This is a genomic window from Synechococcus sp. CC9616, assembly GCF_000515235.1.
Taxonomy (GTDB): Bacteria; Cyanobacteriota; Cyanobacteriia; order PCC-6307; family Cyanobiaceae; genus Parasynechococcus.
In genome coordinates this window covers 1678656-1697818 of the sequence record NZ_KI911558.1, presented here as the reverse complement: position 1 = coordinate 1697818, position 19163 = coordinate 1678656, and the positions used below count along the sequence as shown (strand labels likewise).

Sequence of the window (19163 nt, the reverse complement as noted above, 5' to 3'; positions counted from 1 at the left end):
GTCGCCTGATCAAGGAATTTGAAAGAGAACTCGCCATCATCCGTGGCCGCGTCGATGGCCTTGAGGCCCGCGTTGGTGAACTGGAAGCAACCCAGTTCTCCACCACCACCAAGCTGAAAGCCAAAACCGTCTGGGTTGCTGGTGCGACGAAGGCCAAAGGTGACAACTACAACACCGGTGGCGAGAAAGGTGCTCGCGATGCCTACAACTCTGAATGGGGCGCCTTCACGTTCAGCTACGACCTGCGCCTGGGTCTGAAAACATCCTTCTCCGGTAAGGATCTGCTCTATACCCGTCTGCGTGCAGGCAACATGGGTGACGCCAGTGTGTGGGACGGCAACGGGGTCGCTTTGAACAAACTTGACACGGCCGCCCCGGGTGGAAACCTTGTTGAGATCGACCGTCTCTACTACCGCTTCCCCCTAGGTAGCAGTTTCACCATCCAGGCTGGTCCGCTGACCCGGAACACCGAGATGATGGGATACAAGGCCAGTGCCTATGCCAAGGGCGGCACCAAGATCCTCGACTTCTTCGGTGGATCCCTCGGCGTTCCTGGTGTCTGGAACAAAGAGACCGGTGGTGGCTTGGGAGCCATCTACACCAACAAGAAGCAAGTCGAGAAGGGTGACCCCTACTTCACCGTTGCTGCCAACTATGTGGCTGACTCCGGAGAGGCCAATGACAGCAACCCGAATTCGGGTGGCTTCATGACCGACAACTCCGAAGCGAACTTCACCTCTCAGATTGCCTACGGCAACAAGCAGTGGGGTTTGGCCGCCGGTTATCGCTACGGCCAGTGCGGAGCCAAGTTCCGTACCGCTACTGAGTTCGCCAAGAGCGACAAATACGGAACCCCTTGCAGCGTCGCAACCGGCACCTTCATTGATGGCGACGGCGAAGAGCAGGACATCATCGAGCGTTCCGGCGCGTCCAGCAACAGTTTCTCCTTCAATGCGTTCTGGCGTCCTGAGGATTCCGGTTGGATGCCGTCGATCAGTGCCGGTGTTGGTGCGTCTTATCTGAATGGCAACGGTGCTTGGGATGACAACACCAACAAGCGGGCCATGGCCAGTTGGATGGCGGGTCTCACCTGGAACGATGTCTTCCTAGAAGGCAATGCTCTGGGTTACGCCGTGGGTCAGCCCCAATTCGTTTACGACGTCGAAGACGGCTTTGTGGCCGATGGCGGCTACGCCATGGAACTCTGGTACAGCTTCCAGGTCACCGACAATATCCAGGTCACACCTGCGGTTTACTGGCTCAGCCGTCCCTTCGGCGACGACACCCAGAACGTCAAAGGCGACTACAAGTCCCTCGGCGTTTTCGGTGGCCTGTTGATGACCACCTTCAAGTTCTGATTGTTTCTGTCAATAAGATTCCTTGTTTGTCACTCTTTTAGAGCAATTAAAGCCTCCCTTATGGGAGGCTTTTTTGTGTCATCAGTAACATTGGCCCAAGATGATAGAAGGCGGGTGAACCCTTATATATCCACACTTGTTAAGCTAATGATTGCATTCTCTTAATCAGCTAATAACACAAACCTGCGATACCTGCTTAACATTTTCCTATTGCTGAAGAAGCTTTTGGCTTCTTTTCAAGTTTCTTTATTCGCTATTCTTGTGAAATCCTGTGGAGCGAAACTATTTCAGGCGTTGCTGATCTACCCCACGGTCTTATTGCCATTTTTAGCTCCACCCGCAGCGCAAGCAGCTGAGCTGAACATCGACTCTGTTTCTGATTATTCGGGTAGCCTTGATCTAGAGCAGGCGAAACAGTTACTCCAGCAGGTAACGAGTGTTAACCAGTTCAATGATGTCTACCCAACAGATTGGGCTTATCAGGCTTTGGTTCGTCTTGTAAAGACGTACGGATGTGTGGCTGGTTATCCCAATGGTAGTTTCCGCGGTTATATCCCCATTACGCGGAACGAGGCGGCAGCGTTGTTGGCCTCCTGCCTCGATAGAGTTAGTGAAATGACAGAAGAAGTTGAACGGCTAATCGAGGAATTCAAAACGGAACTCGAATTTGTTGCTGGCAGCATCATGCTGCTGGAGGATCGAGTTGGTACTTTGGAGGCTAATCAATTCTCCACCACAACGAAGCTCAAGGGTAAAAGTGTGTTCACGATGGGCGCGACAAAGGCCTATGGAACAACCAACGGTTCGAAATATTATTGGAACTTTGACAAGAAATACAAAATGGTTACTATTGATGGCAATGAAACATCAATTGGAGAAACTGTTAATAGTCGATATTGGAAAAAGACCCGAAAAGCTTGGCTAACAGTTCATAACAAAGACGGCAGTTTCCGTAAAAAGGGAGGTCTTGAGGGCTTGCAGCTGCTTGAAGGAACCGGGCTTGAAAAGTACTACAAAGATGTGGATTCTCGGAAGTTTCGTCAGCGTAAGAACTGGGAAAAAGATGGTACAGGAGGTGCTGCTCGCGCTTATAACAATCAATATGGTGCCTGGTACTTCAACTATGAGAATAAAATCAATTTCAAGACGAGTTTTACTGGGAAAGATTTGCTTTATGCGAGTTTTACTGCTGGCAACTTCTGCGATAGTGCTTTCGCAGGTGATGGTGTGGGTTTAGCAAAGCTTAGTACAGCTCCATGTACGGATAATTCATTAGGGCTGGGACGTCTTTACTATCGGTTCCCATATAAAAATGATGAATTGATTGATCACACTTTCACCTTCATTGCAGGGCCAATGGCAAGGAATACAGAATCTTTGGGCATCTGGCCTTCCGCATATAATTTAGGTGCAGATCGAATATTGGACTGGACTTCTCTCGCGGGAGCTCCCAACGTTTACAACAAGGCGACGGGCCCTTTGTTTGGTATTATTTATAAAGAGAAGAAGGAAATCAAAGGAGATCCAGCATTTTCATTCTCCGTTAACTATGTATCTTTAGCTGGTCGTGGTAACTCCAGCGATTCAACTGAAGGGGGTATGTTCACGGCAAATTCTCAAGCAAGTGTCTTGACTCAGGTCGGTTGGGGTGGTGCTGAATATGGTGCAGCTTTTGCTTACCGCTATGGTCAATGTGGGACAGGGAAGCGGCGTGGAACTAACTTTTTAGCGGCTGAAGAATTTAACAATCAATGTACCTACGATGTCTGGAATTGGGATAACAAGCCGATCTACACTGGTGATTTTGTTGCAGAACGAGCGGACCGTTCGTCCCATAACTTCGCAATCAGTGGTTATTGGAATCCGGAATCGGAAGGTTAGATTCCCTCAGTCTCGGCAAGCTACTCAGAGAGTCATGTCAAGGGCTATGGCTTCAAAAAGGGATCGCCGATCTCAAGCAGTTCTTGGTTCCTCGGGCTTAAATGGGACAACGTCTTTGACCTCGGCAATGACATAGGCTTTGCAATCGGTCAGCCTAACCATGCCACTAATTTGAAGGGTGGTTATGGGGTGTACGACGGCAATTATTTGATGGAGCTTTTTGCTTCATTCCAGGTCACCGATAATCTGATGGTGACGCCGGCCGTGTTTTGGCTGACGCGTCCACTCGGGCAATTCACTGATAATTTCACCAACGATCAGGACCCCAGTAAGAACAGTACCTTTGGAGTGTTTGGTGGTTTGATTCAATCCACCTTCAGGTTTTGATGTGACAACTCTTATTGAATCATGATGGCTTTGTAACAATAAAGGGTTGTAGATTGAGCCAGCTTTCCATAATTGTTGGAATCATCTCTTTGCATTGAGGTTCGAATAACAGTCCAATTGTCATTTGTTTGAAGCCAGTTCGATCGTCCTGCCTTACGCCTTGTCTCTACTCCTTGAGAGGCTTGTTGAACTGCGGGCTTCCCCCGTCAAGCTGGGGTTATGCCCATCGCTCCGGACATCACCGCCTTAATCGGCGGCACGCCATTGGTGCGGCTGAATCGCCTGCCCCAAGCCTGCGGCTGCCGTGCCGAGATCCTGGCCAAATTGGAAAGTTTCAATCCATCGGCGTCGGTGAAGGACCGTATCGCCAGCGCCATGGTGCTGGAGGCGGAGCTGGCCGGCACGATCAGCCCCGGCCGCACCGTTCTGGTGGAACCCACCAGCGGCAACACGGGGATTGCCTTGGCGATGGTGGCGGCAGCTCGGGGCTACCGGCTGATTCTCACCATGCCGGATTCGATGAGCACCGAGCGGCGAGCAATGTTGCGGGCCTATGGCGCCGAGCTGCAGCTCACCGACGGTGCCCTGGGGATGAATGGCGCCATTGCACTGGCTAGAGAGCTGGTTGCGGAGATCCCCGAGGCGTATCTGCTGCAGCAGTTCGACAATCCAGCCAATCCAGCCGTGCATGAACGCACCACGGCCGAGGAGATCTGGCGCGATACGGCAGGTCAGATCGATGCTTTTGTCGCGGGAGTTGGGACCGGCGGAACGATCACCGGTTGTGCCCGTTTGCTCAAGCAGCGTCAGCCGCAGCTTCAGGTGATTGCGGTGGAACCCTCGGCCAGTGCCGTGCTGTCCGGTGGTTCGCCAGGTGCCCACCGCATCCAGGGGATCGGTGCCGGCTTTGTTCCCGCCGTCTTCGATAGGGGGGTCGTAGACGAGATCGTTCCCATCGACGATGACGACGCCATGGAGATCGGGCGGCGCCTGGCCAGAGAGGAGGGATTGCTCTGTGGGGTCAGCAGCGGTGCGGCCGTCGCTGCTGCTTTACGCGTGGGGCAGCGGCCGGAGATGGACGGGCGGCGTCTGGTGGTGGTGCTCGCCAGCTATGGCGAGCGCTATCTCTCCACCCCCATGTTCAGCGCTGCTTCCACCCTGCCCGCACGCAGAGATGGACAGCTGTGACCATGGGGGGAGCCACCCCCGTCAATGAACAATCCCTACGCCACGCTGGGGGTGTCGAGCAGTGCCAGTGCAGCCGAGATCAAGGCGGCCTACCGCCGGCTGGTTAAGCAGCACCATCCCGATGCGGGCGGGGATGACCAGCGGATCCTTGCCCTCAACGCTGCCTGGGAAGTTCTTGGCGATGCGGATCGGCGGCGCGCCTTTGATCGCCAGCACACACCAGCTTCCCAGCCGCACGAATCGAGTGATCCAAAAGTGCGTCGAGCCGGTTCGGCTCGCGGTCGCGGAGCCGCTGCCGATGTGGCCTTGGCCGAATGGCTGAAGCAGGTGTATGCCCCGATCGATCGCCTGATCGGGGAGGTGATCAATCCCTTTCCCGCCCAGTTCAAAGCGCTTTCAGCCGATCCATATGACGACGCGTTGATGGAGGACTTCTGCACCTACCTGGAGAAGAGCCTGCAGAAGCTGGATCGCGTCAAACAGCTGTTTCAGTCGCTGCCAACTCCAGCGACAGCCCGTGGTTTCGGGCTCAGTGTCTACCACTGCTTTTCAGAGCTGGAGGACGCCCTGCATGAACTGGAGCGTTACACCATGGGCTACGTGGACAACTACCTGCACGACGGTCGAGAGATGCTGAGGGAAGCCAAGCAGCGTCGACAGCGCCTTCAGGATGAGCGGCGTCGCCTGGAGATCTGATGAGGGTGCGCTGGCGTTTCTGGGGCGTTGTTCTGCTGATCTGGCTGCTGTCCACGCTTGTGGATCGTCTCTGGTGGGAGCTGCAGACCGGTCTGCCGGCCTGGGATCAGGCGGACTATCTCAACAGCGCGCTGGATCACGGTCGCGCCCTGGGAGTCCTGCCGGGAGGCCAGTGGCAGGGCTGGGATGCCCTGTTGGATTTGTCCCCCAAGATTCCGCCGCTTGCGTCTCTTGTGAACGGCACGGTGATGGCCGTCAGCGGTGATGATCCGGCTGCAGCTGCCTGGAGCCTGAGCCTCTGGCATGGCCTGCTGCTGCTGGCCGTTGCGGCATGGGGTCGCCAGCTGCACGGTCAGGGCCTGGCACTGCTGGCCTGCGTGCTCACCGCCCTGGCGCCCGCCCTGCTCGATCTGCGCACCGACTATGTGCTGGAGATGCCTCTGGCGGCTGTTGGAACCCTGGCGCTCTGGCGTCTGGGCTGCTGGTGCGATCCCCAGCGTGGGGGGCGATTGGGGCAGGTGCTTCTCGCCACCGGCTTGGCTTTGGCGGCGGTGCTGGTGAAGCAGAGCGCCTTGCTGATGTTGACGCCGGCTGGGCTCTGGGCCGCAGTGATCGCGATCCGGCGAGGTCGTTCATGGTGGCGCCAGGCCCTGCTGCTGCCCCTGATGACGGGGCTCTTGATCGGCCCCTGGTTGCGTCACAACTGGATCACCAGTTTGGGCGGAACGAATCGGGCTGTCTTCGAATCCGCAGCCAGGGAGGGGGATCCTGGTGTTCTCAGCCTGGAGAGCTGGACCTGGTATCTGCGCTTGTTGCCGGAACAGTTGGGTCCCGTTCTGCTGATGATCGGTTGTTCCGGATTGCTGCTCTGGTGGGTTCAGCGAGATCGCGATTCCGTTGATCAGCACACGCGGGATGACCCCTGGCACTGGCGCTGGCTGTTGATCAATCTTCTGGCGGCCTGGTTGTTGACCAGCCTCAGCCCCAACAAGAGCGATCGCTACATCACACCGCTGCTGCCCACGCTGTTGCTGCTCTTGGCCCGAGGCTGGTGGCAGTGGGGTGGCTGGTTGCGTCAACGGGCGGCCTGGCTGGCGCCGGTTGCCCTGATCTCCGGGCTGATGGCCTGTCTGCCCGCGGGTTGGACAGCGCAGCTTGAACGTTTTGAGGACCGACCAAGGGGCCCCCTCGAGCAGCTTGTCCGGGCCGCTGGAGGTGGCCAGCCCGGCCGATCCCCCCGCACCTTGATCGTGGTGCCCAGCACCTCGGATCTCAATCAGCACAACGTCAGCTTCTACGGGCGTCGCCAGGGGGGGCAGCTGGTGGGGCGGCAACTGGGCAGCAGCCGAGCCGATCGCGTGCCAACCCTGCAGCGTGCGGAGTGGGTGGTCCTGGCGGAAGGGGATCAGGGATCGGTGCGCAAGTCAGCCAGGCGCCTGGATCAGGCTGTGCGTGAGAGCGGGGTGTTTGAACAGGTGGAGCGTTTCCCCCGTCCCAAAGGCGGCAGTTACTCGCTTTGGCGACGCCAGAATGATCAGCCGGTGCTGGCTGGCTTCGCCGCGGCGTTCCCCAGCCTGGCGTCGGGATTGGCCGCTGGTCCGGCAGGCCTGGATCCCGTCTTTGAAGCGGTGGGCCAGGAGCACATGATCGATGGCCACTTCGGTTATCGCGAGGAGGTCCGCCGCGCGGCCGAACGGCAGTTGCAGCAATCCCCTCAGGATCCCGGCCCTCACTGGACTCTGGCTCTGCTGGCTGTTCTCGCCAACCGTCCGGCTGAAGCGGCTCGCCATTTCGGATCTCTGCAGACCTTGCTGCCCGAGAACCCCTGGCCCGCGGCTTATCGCAGTGTGGTCACCCTGGCTGGCTGGAATCCATGGAAGGCTGCTGCTGTGGCGGATGCAGCGCATGCCAGCACGCCGAATCCTCTTCTCCTCGCCCTTGCTGATCTCAGTGGTGTGCTCGGTGGAGCGCTCTGGCGGCTTCCTTCCGCCTTCGAGTCACTGCCCCTGGCGGTGGAGCAGGTGGAGGAGGCTCTGCAGGCAGACGATCAGGAGCAGGCTTCCAGCTGATCCATGCGCAACCAGACGTCGGGTACTGGACGGTTCCAGCGCACCTGGCCGTAATCGCCTTTGACAACCAGCAGTTCCCCGGGGCCTTCAAAGATGTAGGCAGGTGCCACGGGATCACTGGCAGACGCTTCCAGGCTGTTCTGATAAGCCTCCCGGTTGACGCGCACGAGAGCACCTTTTTTGAGAACCGCCGGTTTGGCCTTCGCGGCTGGAGCTGCGTCGGTTTCGGCCATCACGGGTCGAGCAGGGTCCTGCAGGCTAGAACCTGCAGATGTGTCGCCCTGAGGCGTTGTGCAGGAGCCGGTTGCCCTCTACCTGATGGCTTTTGGAGGGCTCTTGCTGGCGGCGGTCCTGCTGGATGATCTCGCCGACCGCGTCAAGTTGCCGGGCATTCTTCTGGTGCTGGCTCTGGGATTGCTGGTCGACAACGACATGCGTGCTGCCGGTGAGCCATTGCTGTCGCTCACCCGCGCCAACAACATCACCCAGGCCGCCCTGGTCTTGGTGCTGTTCTTTGGGGGACTCACCACCAACTGGAGTCGGATGAAGGCGGTGGTTAAGCCATCGGCGCTGCTTGCCACGGTGGGAGTTCTGATCACTGCAGCTCTGTTGACCTTGATCGGTATTGGAATCCTTGTTCTGGAGGGCGGCTGGAAGCCGGCGTTGATGGCTCAGGTGCTGTTTGTCGGTGCGATGTTCAGCAGCACCGACGCCTCAGCCGCTCTCTCCCTGTTGCGTCCTCTTGCCGGCCGCATGCCGGAAAAGGTTCTCGATCTAATCGAGATGGAATCCACCATCAACGACCCGATGGCTGTGGTGTTGGCGGGTCTGGCTCTCGCCCTCGCTGGAGGCGAGGGGGTGGCCACCGCTGATCTGGTCACGGATGTGGTGCGTCAGTTTCTGCTTGGTGGCCTGCTGGGATTCATTGGCGGCAGTGTGATCTCCCAGCTGTTGCTGGGCAGCACCTCCCTGACGAGGGGCTCGATGCTTCCGGTCGTCAGCCTGGCGCTCTTGCTGGTGCTCTCCGGTGGAACAACGGTTCTGGGAGGGAGTCCGCTGTTGGCGGCCTACGTGGCGGGATTGGTGCTCGGCAATGGCCATGCGGCCGATCAGGACGTTTTGGAGGAAGCCCATTCGAGCTTTGCCAAAATGGCCGAGCTGATGCTGTTCCTCTGCCTCGGCCTGGTCGTTGCCCCTCAGGACGTTGTGCGGGCTGGAGCCTGGGCCCTGCTGCTGTTTGTGGCCATGCAGGTGGTGCGGTGGCTGATGGTGCAGGCCCTTTTGCTGCGTAGTGACTTCCAGTGGAGTGAACGAAGTTTCATCTGCTGGACGGGATTGCGAGGCGCTGTGCCGATCGCCATGGCCATCCAGGCCTGGGCTTCATCAGCCAGCTGGGGAAAATTGATGCCTCCGCTGGCCCTGTCGGTGGTGTTGCTTGGGCTGTTGATTCAGGGTTTTGCGCTGGTGCCGATTGCCCATCGCCTTGGCGTGGTTTCAAAACCAGAGACGGCCGAGCCCTCTTAGCCTCGCGGGCACGTTCACAACAGCTTGATGCGCCTGCTGCTTCTCGGTTGCACCGGTTTTGTCGGCCGGGAGCTGGTGCCTCTGCTGCTGGCGGAGGGTCATCAGCTCAGCCTGGTGAGTCGTCGTTTACCCCGTGGGTTTGAGGCCGAGCGAGCTGATGGCCGGCTGGAGTGGTTGCAGCTCGATCCTTCCAGGCCCCAGTCCTGGCAGGTGCCTGAGTTGAAAGAGGCACTGGATCAGGCCGATGGCGTGGTGAATCTCGCCGGAGAGCCCATCGCGGAAAAACGCTGGACACCGCCCCATCGCCAGCTCCTGGAAAGCAGTCGTCTGGACACCACACAGCTTCTGGTGGAAGCGATCAAGGCAAGCTCCACGCCACCGTCGGTTTTAGTAAGTGCTTCGGCGATCGGTTTTTACGGCTCCAGTACCAGCGCTCAATTCCAGGAGTCCAATGCTCCTGGAGACGATTTCCTGGCCTCGCTCTGCGCCCGCTGGGAGGCCGCCGCAGCGGCGGTTCCATCGAGCACACGGCAGCTGACGGTCCGCATCGGCATCGTTCTGGCTCCGGACGGAGGCGCTTTGGGCAAGATGCTGCCGGTCTTCCGAGCTGGTTTTGGTGGACCGATCGGCGATGGCCGGCAATGGATGAGCTGGATTCATCGCCGTGATCTTTGCGCCCTCATCCTTCAGGCCCTCACAGATGGCAGCTGGAGCGGGGTGGTGAATGGTGTGGCCCCTCAACCCGTGACGATGGCAGCCTTTTCCAAGGAACTGGGTCGCAGCCTGGGACGTCCCAGCCTCTTGCCCGTGCCGGCTGCCGTGCTCCAGGTGTTGCTTGGCGATGGCGCCAAGGTGGTTCTGGAAGGGCAGCAGGTGGCCTCGGAACGCTTGCAGGATCTGGGCTTCAGCTTCCGCTATCCCGACCTGCCATCGGCCCTCGTCGCTGCCACCAGCTGAGAATTCCACTGATCAGCGCCGCCATGATCAGCAGGCTGATGGCAGGGGTGAACAGGGGCTGCCAGAGCTGCTGAAACCAGTCCATTGGTTTGGCTTGTCCCTGGGTCTGTGCCACCACAGCCACCCCAAAAAACCCGGCCCCTGCGAACACCAGCAGCACATTGAGCATCAGCAGCCGATCGAGCCAGAGCTTCCAGATCGGTTCTTCAGGAGCAGCCATCAGGGTTGCGGCAGTGCGACGGCACTGATCAGCCCCGCCATTCTCCGTCCACCACCGGCGCATCCGAGCCGCCGTTCGGCCTCTTCACGGCATTGCCGTTGCAAGGTTGCATCGCTGCGGCTGCGCTCCACCAAGGCCATCGCCAGGCTGGCTGAGGCCTTCAGATTGCTGTTGCTGCCCACCTTTCCGCCGGCGCAGAACACCGTCGGGCCGAGCAGACGCCGTTGCGCTTCGGCAAACGCCTCCGTGAACTGGGGGCCATGGCCTGGCAGCTGCAGCACCGGCTTGGCTAGGCCCACCGCTTGCTCTGCAGCCGTGCCTGCCATGCAGATCAGGAGATCGCTTTGCTGGAGCACCGTTTGAAAAGCGTCGCGTCGCACCTGGATTCTGAGACCGCTGCCATGCATGAGGCTCTCAGCCTCCAGCCGCCAGCCAACCCCTTCGGCCAGTGCCATCAGATCGGCGTCACCGAGGGATGGCACCAGTGCCAGATCAAGGCCGAGCTCCCAACTGCTGTTTAGGTTCTCCACCAGCTTCAGCAGCAGTCGCAGGTTGTCCTCAAGCTCCGGTCTGCGGCTGCCGGGCAACAGACCGATCCGTGGCTCGGTGGCGGCAATTCTTTCCGTTGCGCTGAGGACGGGGTCCATGAACGGGTTGCCGACGAAGTCCACCGAGCGCTTCAGCTGCTGGCTGAGATCGTCAGCGGTGAGTTGATCGCGGCTGAACACCAACCGAAATCGATGGCTGGCGAGCAGTTCAGCGCAGGGCCAGGGAAGTCTGAGGCGCCCTTCGTAATGGCTCGAATACGCCACCAGATACGTCGCCACAGGTCGATGGGCCAGCCAGGCGGCGATCACCGGGATCACATCGCCCACCACCACAATCAGCTCAAATCGCTGGGATTGCCGCAGCAGGCGGAGCAGCTGCCGGAGCAGATAGAACACCTGTCCCTGGATCAGTTCCGTCAGACGTCCTTTCAGACTGGTGTAACCGATCCCACCGGTGCTGAATTCCCGGGTGCGTCCAAGCAATGGGATGCCTGCCCTGCGGTAAGCCTCACCTCGGCCAACGAGTGGCAGGGCCTCCACCGGATGGCCAAGCTCCCTGAGTGATCGGCCCAGCAATGCTCCTGAGAGATCCTCCCCATGACCGTTGCTCAGCAGCAGGATGGGCGCGGTCGACCGGTGCCTGGAGGCTCTCATCGCGATCGTTGCTGCGTCTCTCAGAGGTTGAGCCAGGTTTTCACCTTCTCGAGTGCTTTCCAGCCCGGCCGACGTTGCATGCCGTCCTCCAGGGCTCCTTTGAGATCATCGGACACCTCCGGGGCCATGGTGAGAACCTGCTGCACAACCTGGATGTGGTCGCGCACACCCTTTGAATCGGTTTCCAGCAGCGCCAGGGACAGGTTGATGCGCGCCTGGGGATCCTGAGGATTGAGTTTCACGGCGAATCGAGCGGAGCGCAGGGCCTCCTCCGGTTGCTCACAGAGCAATTGCAGCCAGGCCAGACAGGTCCAGCCGGCGGATTGACGTGGCGCTGCTTCGGTGATCTGGATAAACAGCGGCAGGATCTCCGCAGCATCGGCACCGGCCTGATACCGGGACATCGCCTGATCAAACAGATTCTCCTGACTGGACTCCATCGAAGGGGAGACGCGTGGGGGTCTTGTTCAGATTCCCATGGGCGCCACACCCACGCGATCCAATCCGCTGGTCAGACCGCGAAGGAGCTGCCGCAGCCACAGGTCTGCGTGGCGTTGGGATTGGTGAAGTTGAAACCACCACCGATCAGTGCGGTGCTGAAGTCCAGCTGCATTCCGTAGATGTACAGCAGGCTCTTGGGGTCGCAGATCACGCGGAACTGGTTCCCTTCTGGAGTTTCGTAGTCGTAGGTCTCGTCGTCATCCAGGGTTTCGGAGGCCGGAACGAAGTCCATCGTGTAGCTCATGCCGCTGCAGCCTCCCGACCGCACGCCGACACGCAGAACCTGATTGTTTCCCTGTTCGCCGCAGAGCTTCGCCAACTGCTGCATGGCCGGTGCCGTGATCAGGATCCCTTTGCCGTCGCGAGCGGTGTGAGTGGCTGGATTCGTGGTGGTGCTGGTCATCGACGCCACACAGTAGAGCCTCACTCTATGGAGTCTGATAAATAGAGTCCTGTCCAGTTGCACATCACAGGTGCGGGTCGCGATTGTCGGTTCCGGGCTCGCCGGCCTCTCTGCAGCGGTGGATTTGGTTGATGCCGGTCACTCCGTTGATCTCTACGAAGCAAGGCCCTTCATGGGCGGCAAGGTGGGTAGCTGGGTGGATGAAGGCGGAAACCATATCGAGATGGGTCTGCATGTCTTTTTCTTCAATTACGCCAACCTCTTTGCCCTGATGCGCAAAGTCGGGGCGATTGAAAACCTGTTGCCCAAGCAGCACACCCATTTGTTTGTGAACAAGGGCGGCGATCTGCGGGAGCTCGACTTTCGATTTCCCATTGGGGCTCCCTTCAATGGCCTCAAAGCCTTTTTCACCACACCGCAGCTGAGCTGGATCGACAAGCTGCGCAATGCCCTGGCGCTGGGGACCTCACCGATCGTTCGGGGTCTCGTTGATTACGAGGGTGCGATGCGCACCATCCGTGCTCTCGATTCCGTCAGTTTCCAGGATTGGTTCGTCGGCCATGGCGGCAGCCCGGAAAGCATCCGCCGCATGTGGAATCCAATCGCCTACGCCCTGGGCTTCATCGATTGCGAGGCGATCTCAGCCCGCTGCATGCTCACGATCTTCATGATGTTTGCGGCCAAAACCGAAGCCTCCAAGCTCAACCTCCTCAAGGGATCCCCGCATCGATGGTTGACCGGTCCCATCCTCAAATACATCGAGGAGCGCGGCGGTCAGCTCCATTTGCGTCATCGGGTCAAGCAGGTGCACTTCAGCGATGCTGAAATCCCTGAGGTAACTGGGCTGCTGTTAGGCACTCCCGATGGCGAAGTGACTGCTGAGGCTGACGCTTATCTCGCCGCCTGTGATGTCCCCGGCATCCAGAAACTTCTTCCCGAGGACTGGCGACGCTTCCCTCAGTTCGAGGCGATTCATCAGCTCGAGGCGGTCCCGGTGGCCACGGTCCAGTTGCGTTACGACGGCTGGGTGACGGAGCTGGCAGAGGACCATGAGGCCCAGCGTCGGGATGTGGCGACGCCAACAGGACTCAACAATCTTCTCTATACCGCTGATGCGGACTTCAGCTGTTTTGCAGATCTGGCCCTTGCCAGTCCTGAGGACTACCGCAAGGAAGGAGAGGGCTCCCTGCTCCAGTGTGTGCTCACTCCCGGGGATCCCTGGATTCCCAAATCGGTCGATGCGATCGTCGCCCACACAGATCAGCAAGTTCGCGATCTCTTCCCCTCGGCCAAACATCTCAAACTCACCTGGAGCAATGTGGTGAAGCTGGCCCAGTCCCTTTATCGGGAAGCACCGGGTATGGAGCCCTATCGCCCTGAACAACGCACTCCAGTACGCAACTTTTTCCTGGCGGGCAGCTACACGCGACAGGACTACATCGATTCGATGGAGGGGGCGACCATGAGCGGCCACCTGGCGGCGGCAGCAATCCTTGAGCAGCCGGCGCAACTGGCAACCAATGCTGCGGTGGCCTGACGATGGGACGTTGGTTGGAACATTCAGTCACCACTGAGGTTCAGGCCTCTGCGGAACGCGTCTGGGCCGTCTGGAGCGACCTGGAGGCCATGCCTCGCTGGATGCGCTGGATCGAGTCGGTCAAAACCCTTGATGACCCCGATCTCACGGATTGGACGCTCGCGGCTCAGGGTTTTCGTTTCCATTGGAAGGCCCGCATCACCCAGCGTGTGGATCAGCAGCAGCTGCATTGGGAGTCGGTCGGTGGCTTGCCCACCCGTGGTGCGGTGCGCTTTTACCCGGAAGCGCCAGATCGGACGGCGGTGAAGCTGACTGTCACCTACGAATTACCGGGGGTCTTGGCACCCTTGATGGAGCCCAGCATCCTGGGGGGGATTGTGACCAGGGAGCTCCAAGCCAATCTTGATCGTTTCCGGGACCTCGTGGAAGAAGACGGCTGAGCGGGCCTGCAGGTCCATGGCGTCGATCGCGATCGGCTGCTGTGCTCTCGGCCTGTTCGCATGTGGAGGCGAGTCCACAACATCGGAGCCAGCGGTAAGCCCCCCCGCCTCGACAACCCCGCCTTCAGAGGAGGATCAGCAGTCTGCGGCTGACAGGATTGCGCCGCCGGAACTGGGGCTGACGCCTCTGCCAACGGTCGAACAGGTGCGAGACGCTGCTCCTGGAGGTCGGCTTGATCCCTTCGCTCCACTGCAGCCGAGTGCACCTGAATCGGTGACGAATCCCGACGCTGATCCAGATCAGGAGCCAGGGGCTGATCCGGCTGTCGATCCTGGCTCCGGCATCAAGGTCACGGGGGTGCTTCTGGTGGCTGGTCAGAGTCGGGCGCTGGCCAGCAATGCGGAGTTGAGTGGCGTGCTCTGTGTGAGTGCTGATGGGCGTTGCTCAGGAGACAGTGCCCCTTTGCTGCCTCCGGGATGGTCCGTTCTGGCCATCGATGTGCCGAGCGGTTGCGTGCGTTTGGCCCAGAACGGCACAGCTCAGGATCCGCTCTGCATCAGCTGAGCACAGGCGGACACCAGTCCATCGAGATCATGGGGATCGGCCTCCCCATCCACCCGTCCGAACTGGGCCAGGCAGCTGCGTGAGGTTTGCGGCCCGATCGACACCACTTTCACTTCAGCGAGCTGCTCCAGCCAGTGATCACCGAAGCGTTGCTTGAGCAGCAGAGCGGTGTGGTCAGCGGTTTTGCCGCTGCTGAAGGTGATGGCATCCACGGCGCCGGCCTCCAGAGCCGACGCTGTCGCTTCAGGCATCGCCTGCGGACAGCGCGATTCATAGGCAGCCACTTCCACAACGCGCACGCCCGCCTCTGCAAAGGCATCCGCCAGCAGAGTTCGGCCGCCGCTCTGCACACGGGGCAGCAACATGCGCAGCCCAAAGCCTGAGACAGGGAAATGCTCGATCAGGCTGTCGGCAACGAATCGAGGCGGAACGAAGTCGGCTGTGGCGCCGACATCCTCCAGCAGACGCGCCGTCTTGCGACCCACGGCTGCGATCTTGAGGCTGCGGGGGCGGCGGGCCAGGTTGCTCCCCATGGTCCGCAGACGCTGTTCCACCGCTTCAACACCGTTGGCACTGGAGAACACCAGCCAGTGGAAATTCTCCAGATCCGCCAGGGCGTCATCCAGAGGTCCCCACTGATCGGGTGGTCCGATCACCAGAGCCGGCAGATCCAGCACATGTGCCCCAAGTGATTCGAGCAGTCGTCGCCCTTCACCCTGCTGTTCGGCAGCACGGGTGACCACCACGGTGCGCCCGTTCAACGCATCACTCAAGCGTTCGGCTCCACATCAAGTTTCACGATCTGCCCTGCTGTCTGCCGCAGGTTTTGGGCTTCATCCGTCCGCCCCTGATGGTCCAGTTGGGCGATGGCGTTGCGGAACCCCTGGCGTGCCCCTTCGATGTCACCCCCCATCAGCAATGCCACGGCATGGTTCTGATGGCATGCAGCGTTGTCGGGGTCAAGCTGCAAGGCCTGCTCATAAGCCTGCAGAGCTGCACTGATGTCGCCACGACGGCGATGCATCAGCCCGAGGTTGTACCAGCCGAGGGCCACTTCCGGTGCCCGTTGGGTCGCAATCCGGGTCAGGTTGATGGCTTCCTCAAGGTCTCCTTGTTCCATCAGCCGGGCGGCCAGGTTGAGCCGGGCCCCGAGGGTGATGCGGGTGTCCAGGGAGATCTCCAGAGCCTTTCGATAAAGCGCAATCGCTTCGCCCGGCTCGGATGGGGTGACAGCCAGCGCCAGGTGGAGCAGCAGTTCATAGCGCTCACCGTCCTGCATCGAGTCCTGATCAAGCGCCCTGCGCAACAGCGCGACGGCCTCCTGAAGCTGCCCATCGCTGATCAGCAGACCGCCCAGTTTTGCGCTGGCGTAGGGATCACCGGGATGGCGCTCCAGTTCGCTTTGCATCGCCTGACGCAGCCGCTCCGCCTTGTCGGTGCCAGCCAGCAGCTCAGGTCTGTATCCGTCGTGGAGGATGGCTGGCTCGCGGCAGTCAGCAATGCGCCAGTGGGTTTCCTGCTCCAGCAGAACCTGGACGCTGTCATCGATCATCGAGTGATACGGCTTGCTCCAGCGAATGCCGGGGTGGCGACGGAACAGGCGGCTCACATTCGAGTAGGGCGCCATAGCTGCTCCCAGCTCGTAGCGCAACAGATTGATCACGAGCACATCGGGCTGGGCCATCAGGGCCTTGAGGCTGGGAATCACTTCCGGCCGTAACTGTTCATCGGCATCCAGCACCAGCACCCAGTCGCCGCTGAGAAAGTCCATGGCACGGTTGCGAGCGGGGGCAAAATCCCCCGGCCATTCGATCCGCTCCACGCGAGCGCCGGCGGCTTCGGCAACGGCGATCGTGCCATCGGTGGAGCCGGTGTCCACCACCACCAGCTCGTCCGCCAGACCTTTCACGGAGGCGAGGCAGGCAGCAAGGCGTGCCTCCTCGTTTCGCACGATCATCGAGAGGCTGAGCATCAGCGGCGCCGTGAAGTCGGCCGACGATAGGTCGCTCAGTCGGTGAATTCGCCGTTGTGGGCTGATGCTTCAGCTGGTCTCAGCAGAGTCGTCAGCACATGGCGCTGGGCTTCGGGCATCTGGCCGGGGCAGTAGGCCGCAGGAATCTCTGGATCGAGACCGGCTTTGAGCTGCTCCCAGAGATAGGGGCTGCCGTAAACCACAAGTCCCGCCAGACGATCGAGCCGCTGCAGCTGCCTGACGGCCGCCAGCCAGGGTTCCCGACCATCCCTGTGGCCTCGGAACGGGTTGCCGCGCACAAACAACTGCAGCAAAACGGGTCCTGACCCGATTCGCTCCAGGGCCAGCGGAGTGTCTGCATTGTTCTGCCAAGGGGAAACCCCCTGGCCATGGATCACCACGCTGGCCAACCCCAAACGTTCCGGCAGCTGCAGAGCCGGAGCATCGCCACTCAAGGCGGGACAGGGGAAGATGCCATCCACACGGATCAGATTCACACCGCTGCTGGCGCTGATCCCTGCAGCGCACTGGATGGTGCTGCAGGCAGCGACCAGTTCCCGTTCGAGCTCGCGATCGTCCTCGCTGGCGATCGCCGCGGTTGTTGTTGTGGCCACCTTGGCAAGGGCCTGGCGCCGCCGCTGCAGGGCCTCCTCAAGACGCTCCATCGGCAGGCGGCCATCGCTGAAGGCTGCCTGAAGTCCGTCGATCGCGGCGTCGGCATCAGCCGGCATCAGGATTAAATCTGCCCCGGCCTCGAAGGCGAGCACGGCCGCCTCCTGGGGACCATGGCGGGCAGCGATCGCTTCCATCACCAGCGCATCGGTCACCACCAGTCCCCTGAACCCCATCTGCCGGCGCAGCAGGTCCGTCAGCACCGTGGGCGACAGTGTGGCCGGGCGTTCCGGGTCCAGATTCGGCAGCAGCAGGTGAGCCGTCATCACGCTGTCGATTCCGGCCTCGATCAACTGCTGAAACGGCGGTAGCTCGATCTGATCAAGACGCTGTCGATCGTGGGGCAGAACCGGCAGGTCCAGATGGGAATCGCTGGCGGTGTCGCCATGGCCCGGGAAATGTTTGGCGCAACCCAGCACGCCAACCTGGTTGAGGCCGTGCTGGAAGGCGGCGGCCAGGGCTCCAGCGGTTCCTGGATCTTCACCCCAGGCCCGAACATTGATCACCGGGTTGGCGGGGTTGTTGTTCACATCGCAGACGGGGCCCAGCACCCAGTTGAGGCCGCAGCGACGGGCCTGTTCGCCGGTGCAGCGTCCATAGCGCTCCGCCAGGGCCAGGGCACGTGCGGGTTCGCTGCGGTGGAGGCGGCCGAGGGCGAGGGGCGGCACCAACCAGCTGGCGCCCTCGAAGCGTTGGCCCACGCCCTCCTCCACATCGGCGCAGAACAGGAGAGGTTGTGAGGCCCAGCTCTGCAGCTGGCGGGTTCGTTGCTGCAGCTCGGTGGCGCTTCCCCCCAGCAGAATCACGCCGCCGACACCGTTGTGGAGCAGCCGCCGCAATGCGGAGTTGGGCAGTTCCCAGCGGGGGTAACGGCGCTGCTGATCATCCAGATGACCACTGGCCCTCACCACGATCAGTTCGGCGATCTGACGCCGCAGAGGATCAATCGGGTTGGAGCTCATCGCTGCCTGGGGGGATCTCGCCACGCTCCTGTCGTTCATCTTCCAGGCGGTTGAGCAGGCCCAGCACAGAGGTTCCCTTCTCGATGCCTTTGTCGAGCTGGAACACCACCTCCGGTGCCCGGCGCATCTGCAGGCGTCGGCCCAGTTCACCACGCAGGTAGCCGCTCGCCGCCTTCAACCCTTCGAGCACCTCGTTGCGGTCGTTCTGTTCCCCGAACACGCTCACGAAGATCTTGCAGTGCTGCAGATCGCCGGACACTTCCACATCCGTGATGCTCACCATGCCCTGATGCACCCGCTCATCACGAATGCCATTCATCAGCAATTCGCTTGTTTCTTTGCGGATCAGGGCCGCCACCCGTTCCACACGACGCCCCTGAGCCATCGGTCCGTCACGCCACTGGTGCTGATTGCACCATGGCACGCAGCACGAGGCTGAGGCTGATCAAGCCGCTGATCAGAGCACCGATCAAGGCGACGGCAGTTACCGGGTTGCTGCGCCTGCGGGCAAGCGGTTCCGCAACCGAGTTCATCACGCCGAGGGTGAAGGCGATCAGATAGCGGGGATAGCGGGTGACGTTGAGGAAAAACTCCCGCATGGTGCTGGCGAGCTCTGGGATCTGATGGCT

The 19163-nt window shown here is 60.4% G+C and carries 21 protein-coding genes; 11 read left to right on the top strand and 10 right to left on the bottom strand.

The genetic code is table 11. The features are described 5' to 3' along the window. The 6 genes from SYN9616_RS15650 to SYN9616_RS0109900 all read left to right on the top strand — a co-directional run. The coding region (locus SYN9616_RS15650) for an iron uptake porin (RefSeq protein ID WP_037990923.1) at positions 1 to 1358 on the top strand (1358 nt) is incomplete at its 5' end. A 210-nt stretch (positions 1359 to 1568) separates the two neighbouring features. Next, positions 1569 to 3239: an S-layer homology domain-containing protein gene (locus SYN9616_RS15645; protein ID WP_051411007.1), complete on the top strand. Its 1671-nt coding sequence runs from the start codon at positions 1569 to 1571 to the stop codon at positions 3237 to 3239. Further along, positions 3240 to 3626: a carbohydrate porin gene (locus tag SYN9616_RS17980; protein WP_156918756.1), complete on the top strand. Its 387-nt coding sequence runs from the start codon at positions 3240 to 3242 to the stop codon at positions 3624 to 3626. Between the two features lie 219 nt (positions 3627 to 3845). Beyond that, positions 3846 to 4814 (top strand): cysteine synthase A, encoded by a 969-nt coding sequence (cysK, locus tag SYN9616_RS0109910; protein ID WP_028952938.1) that lies wholly within the window; start codon positions 3846 to 3848, stop codon positions 4812 to 4814. Positions 4815 to 4838: 24 nt separating this feature from the next. Then, positions 4839 to 5510: a J domain-containing protein gene (locus SYN9616_RS0109905; protein ID WP_028952937.1), complete on the top strand. Its 672-nt coding sequence runs from the start codon at positions 4839 to 4841 to the stop codon at positions 5508 to 5510. Beyond that, entirely contained in the window at positions 5510 to 7579 is a 2070-nt protein-coding gene (locus SYN9616_RS0109900; RefSeq protein ID WP_028952936.1) for a phospholipid carrier-dependent glycosyltransferase, read from the top strand. The genes SYN9616_RS0109905 and SYN9616_RS0109900 overlap by 1 nt, the downstream gene beginning before the upstream one ends. Here SYN9616_RS0109900 and SYN9616_RS0109895 read toward each other — a convergent pair. Continuing rightward, the gene (locus tag SYN9616_RS0109895) at positions 7558 to 7812 is read right to left on the bottom strand and encodes an NAD(P)H-quinone oxidoreductase subunit O (protein ID WP_028952935.1); all 255 of its coding nucleotides are present in this window, start codon (positions 7810 to 7812) and stop codon (positions 7558 to 7560) included. The two genes, SYN9616_RS0109900 and SYN9616_RS0109895, sit on opposite strands and share 22 nt — an antisense overlap. Before the next feature lie 58 nt (positions 7813 to 7870). Between SYN9616_RS0109895 and SYN9616_RS0109890 the strand changes: the two genes are divergently transcribed. Both SYN9616_RS0109890 and SYN9616_RS0109885 read left to right on the top strand, forming a co-directional pair. Then, complete coding sequence (locus SYN9616_RS0109890) at positions 7871 to 9103, top strand: cation:proton antiporter (protein ID WP_232200303.1); 1233 nt, start codon at positions 7871 to 7873, stop codon at positions 9101 to 9103. A gap of 27 nt (positions 9104 to 9130) precedes the next feature. Continuing rightward, a complete protein-coding gene (locus SYN9616_RS0109885; RefSeq protein WP_028952933.1) occupies positions 9131 to 10060 on the top strand; it encodes a TIGR01777 family oxidoreductase in 930 nt (309 codons plus the stop codon). Here the strand turns inward: SYN9616_RS0109885 and SYN9616_RS0109880 are convergent. The 4 genes from SYN9616_RS0109880 to SYN9616_RS0109865 form a co-directional block, all read right to left on the bottom strand. After that, positions 10008 to 10280, bottom strand: a complete 273-nt coding sequence (locus SYN9616_RS0109880) for a hypothetical protein (RefSeq protein ID WP_028952932.1) — start codon at positions 10278 to 10280, stop codon at positions 10008 to 10010. The two genes, SYN9616_RS0109885 and SYN9616_RS0109880, sit on opposite strands and share 53 nt — an antisense overlap. After that, entirely contained in the window at positions 10280 to 11482 is a 1203-nt protein-coding gene (locus SYN9616_RS0109875; protein ID WP_028952931.1) for a lipid-A-disaccharide synthase-related protein, read from the bottom strand. The genes SYN9616_RS0109880 and SYN9616_RS0109875 overlap by 1 nt, the downstream gene beginning before the upstream one ends. A 20-nt stretch (positions 11483 to 11502) precedes the next feature. Next, positions 11503 to 11922, bottom strand: coding sequence for a hypothetical protein (locus SYN9616_RS0109870; protein WP_028952930.1), 420 nt, complete (start codon positions 11920 to 11922; stop codon positions 11503 to 11505). Between the two features lie 71 nt (positions 11923 to 11993). Next, on the bottom strand, positions 11994 to 12386 hold the full coding sequence (locus SYN9616_RS0109865; protein ID WP_028952929.1) for an iron-sulfur cluster assembly accessory protein: 393 nt from the start codon (positions 12384 to 12386) through the stop codon (positions 11994 to 11996). A gap of 70 nt (positions 12387 to 12456) precedes the next feature. On the opposite strand from SYN9616_RS0109865, the gene zds reads away from it, so the two are divergent. The 3 genes from zds to SYN9616_RS0109850 are packed head-to-tail and all read left to right on the top strand — an operon-like array spanning position 12457 to position 14928. Further along, on the top strand, positions 12457 to 13923 hold the full coding sequence (gene zds / locus SYN9616_RS0109860) for a 9,9'-di-cis-zeta-carotene desaturase (protein ID WP_028952928.1): 1467 nt from the start codon (positions 12457 to 12459) through the stop codon (positions 13921 to 13923). Positions 13924 to 13925: 2 nt separating this feature from the next. Next, positions 13926 to 14363, top strand: a complete 438-nt coding sequence (locus SYN9616_RS0109855; RefSeq protein ID WP_028952927.1) for an SRPBCC family protein — start codon at positions 13926 to 13928, stop codon at positions 14361 to 14363. A gap of 16 nt (positions 14364 to 14379) precedes the next feature. After that, a complete protein-coding gene (locus SYN9616_RS0109850) occupies positions 14380 to 14928 on the top strand; it encodes a hypothetical protein (protein WP_028952926.1) in 549 nt (182 codons plus the stop codon). Here SYN9616_RS0109850 and SYN9616_RS0109845 read toward each other — a convergent pair. The 5 genes from SYN9616_RS0109845 to SYN9616_RS0109825 are packed head-to-tail and all read right to left on the bottom strand — an operon-like array spanning position 14904 to position 19133. Continuing rightward, positions 14904 to 15701, bottom strand: a complete 798-nt coding sequence (locus SYN9616_RS0109845; RefSeq protein WP_028952925.1) for a uroporphyrinogen-III synthase — start codon at positions 15699 to 15701, stop codon at positions 14904 to 14906. The genes SYN9616_RS0109850 and SYN9616_RS0109845 overlap by 25 nt on opposite strands. Continuing rightward, positions 15698 to 16900, bottom strand: coding sequence for a glycosyltransferase (locus tag SYN9616_RS0109840; protein ID WP_028952924.1), 1203 nt, complete (start codon positions 16898 to 16900; stop codon positions 15698 to 15700). Before SYN9616_RS0109840 ends, SYN9616_RS0109845 begins: the two co-directional genes overlap by 4 nt. A 35-nt stretch (positions 16901 to 16935) precedes the next feature. Beyond that, positions 16936 to 18534, bottom strand: coding sequence for a glycoside hydrolase family 3 N-terminal domain-containing protein (locus SYN9616_RS0109835; protein WP_028952923.1), 1599 nt, complete (start codon positions 18532 to 18534; stop codon positions 16936 to 16938). Continuing rightward, positions 18515 to 18919, bottom strand: coding sequence for a 30S ribosome-binding factor RbfA (rbfA, locus tag SYN9616_RS0109830; RefSeq protein ID WP_028952922.1), 405 nt, complete (start codon positions 18917 to 18919; stop codon positions 18515 to 18517). The genes SYN9616_RS0109835 and rbfA overlap by 20 nt, the downstream gene beginning before the upstream one ends. Positions 18920 to 18926: 7 nt before the next feature. After that, the gene (locus SYN9616_RS0109825) at positions 18927 to 19133 is read right to left on the bottom strand and encodes a DUF751 family protein (RefSeq protein WP_028952921.1); all 207 of its coding nucleotides are present in this window, start codon (positions 19131 to 19133) and stop codon (positions 18927 to 18929) included. Between the last annotated feature and the right edge of the window lie 30 nt (positions 19134 to 19163).

What these genes read in the sequence shown, in the direction of transcription:
- cysK (WP_028952938.1), top strand. Translation starts at nt 3,846, where the DNA reads ATGCCCATCGCTCCGGACATCACCGCCTTAATCGGCGGCACGCCATTG.
- SYN9616_RS0109905 (WP_028952937.1), top strand. Translation starts at nt 4,839, where the DNA reads ATGAACAATCCCTACGCCACGCTGGGGGTGTCGAGCAGTGCCAGTGCA.
- SYN9616_RS0109900 (WP_028952936.1), top strand. Translation starts at nt 5,510, where the DNA reads ATGAGGGTGCGCTGGCGTTTCTGGGGCGTTGTTCTGCTGATCTGGCTG.
- SYN9616_RS0109895 (WP_028952935.1), bottom strand. Translation starts at nt 7,812, where the DNA reads ATGGCCGAAACCGACGCAGCTCCAGCCGCGAAGGCCAAACCGGCGGTT.
- SYN9616_RS0109885 (WP_028952933.1), top strand. Translation starts at nt 9,131, where the DNA reads ATGCGCCTGCTGCTTCTCGGTTGCACCGGTTTTGTCGGCCGGGAGCTG.
- SYN9616_RS0109880 (WP_028952932.1), bottom strand. Translation starts at nt 10,280, where the DNA reads ATGGCTGCTCCTGAAGAACCGATCTGGAAGCTCTGGCTCGATCGGCTG.
- SYN9616_RS0109875 (WP_028952931.1), bottom strand. Translation starts at nt 11,482, where the DNA reads ATGAGAGCCTCCAGGCACCGGTCGACCGCGCCCATCCTGCTGCTGAGC.
- SYN9616_RS0109870 (WP_028952930.1), bottom strand. Translation starts at nt 11,922, where the DNA reads ATGGAGTCCAGTCAGGAGAATCTGTTTGATCAGGCGATGTCCCGGTAT.
- SYN9616_RS0109865 (WP_028952929.1), bottom strand. Translation starts at nt 12,386, where the DNA reads ATGACCAGCACCACCACGAATCCAGCCACTCACACCGCTCGCGACGGC.
- SYN9616_RS0109855 (WP_028952927.1), top strand. Translation starts at nt 13,926, where the DNA reads ATGGGACGTTGGTTGGAACATTCAGTCACCACTGAGGTTCAGGCCTCT.
- SYN9616_RS0109850 (WP_028952926.1), top strand. Translation starts at nt 14,380, where the DNA reads ATGGCGTCGATCGCGATCGGCTGCTGTGCTCTCGGCCTGTTCGCATGT.
- SYN9616_RS0109840 (WP_028952924.1), bottom strand. Translation starts at nt 16,900, where the DNA reads ATGCTCAGCCTCTCGATGATCGTGCGAAACGAGGAGGCACGCCTTGCT.
- SYN9616_RS0109835 (WP_028952923.1), bottom strand. Translation starts at nt 18,534, where the DNA reads ATGAGCTCCAACCCGATTGATCCTCTGCGGCGTCAGATCGCCGAACTG.
- rbfA (WP_028952922.1), bottom strand. Translation starts at nt 18,919, where the DNA reads ATGGCTCAGGGGCGTCGTGTGGAACGGGTGGCGGCCCTGATCCGCAAA.
- SYN9616_RS0109825 (WP_028952921.1), bottom strand. Translation starts at nt 19,133, where the DNA reads ATGCGGGAGTTTTTCCTCAACGTCACCCGCTATCCCCGCTATCTGATC.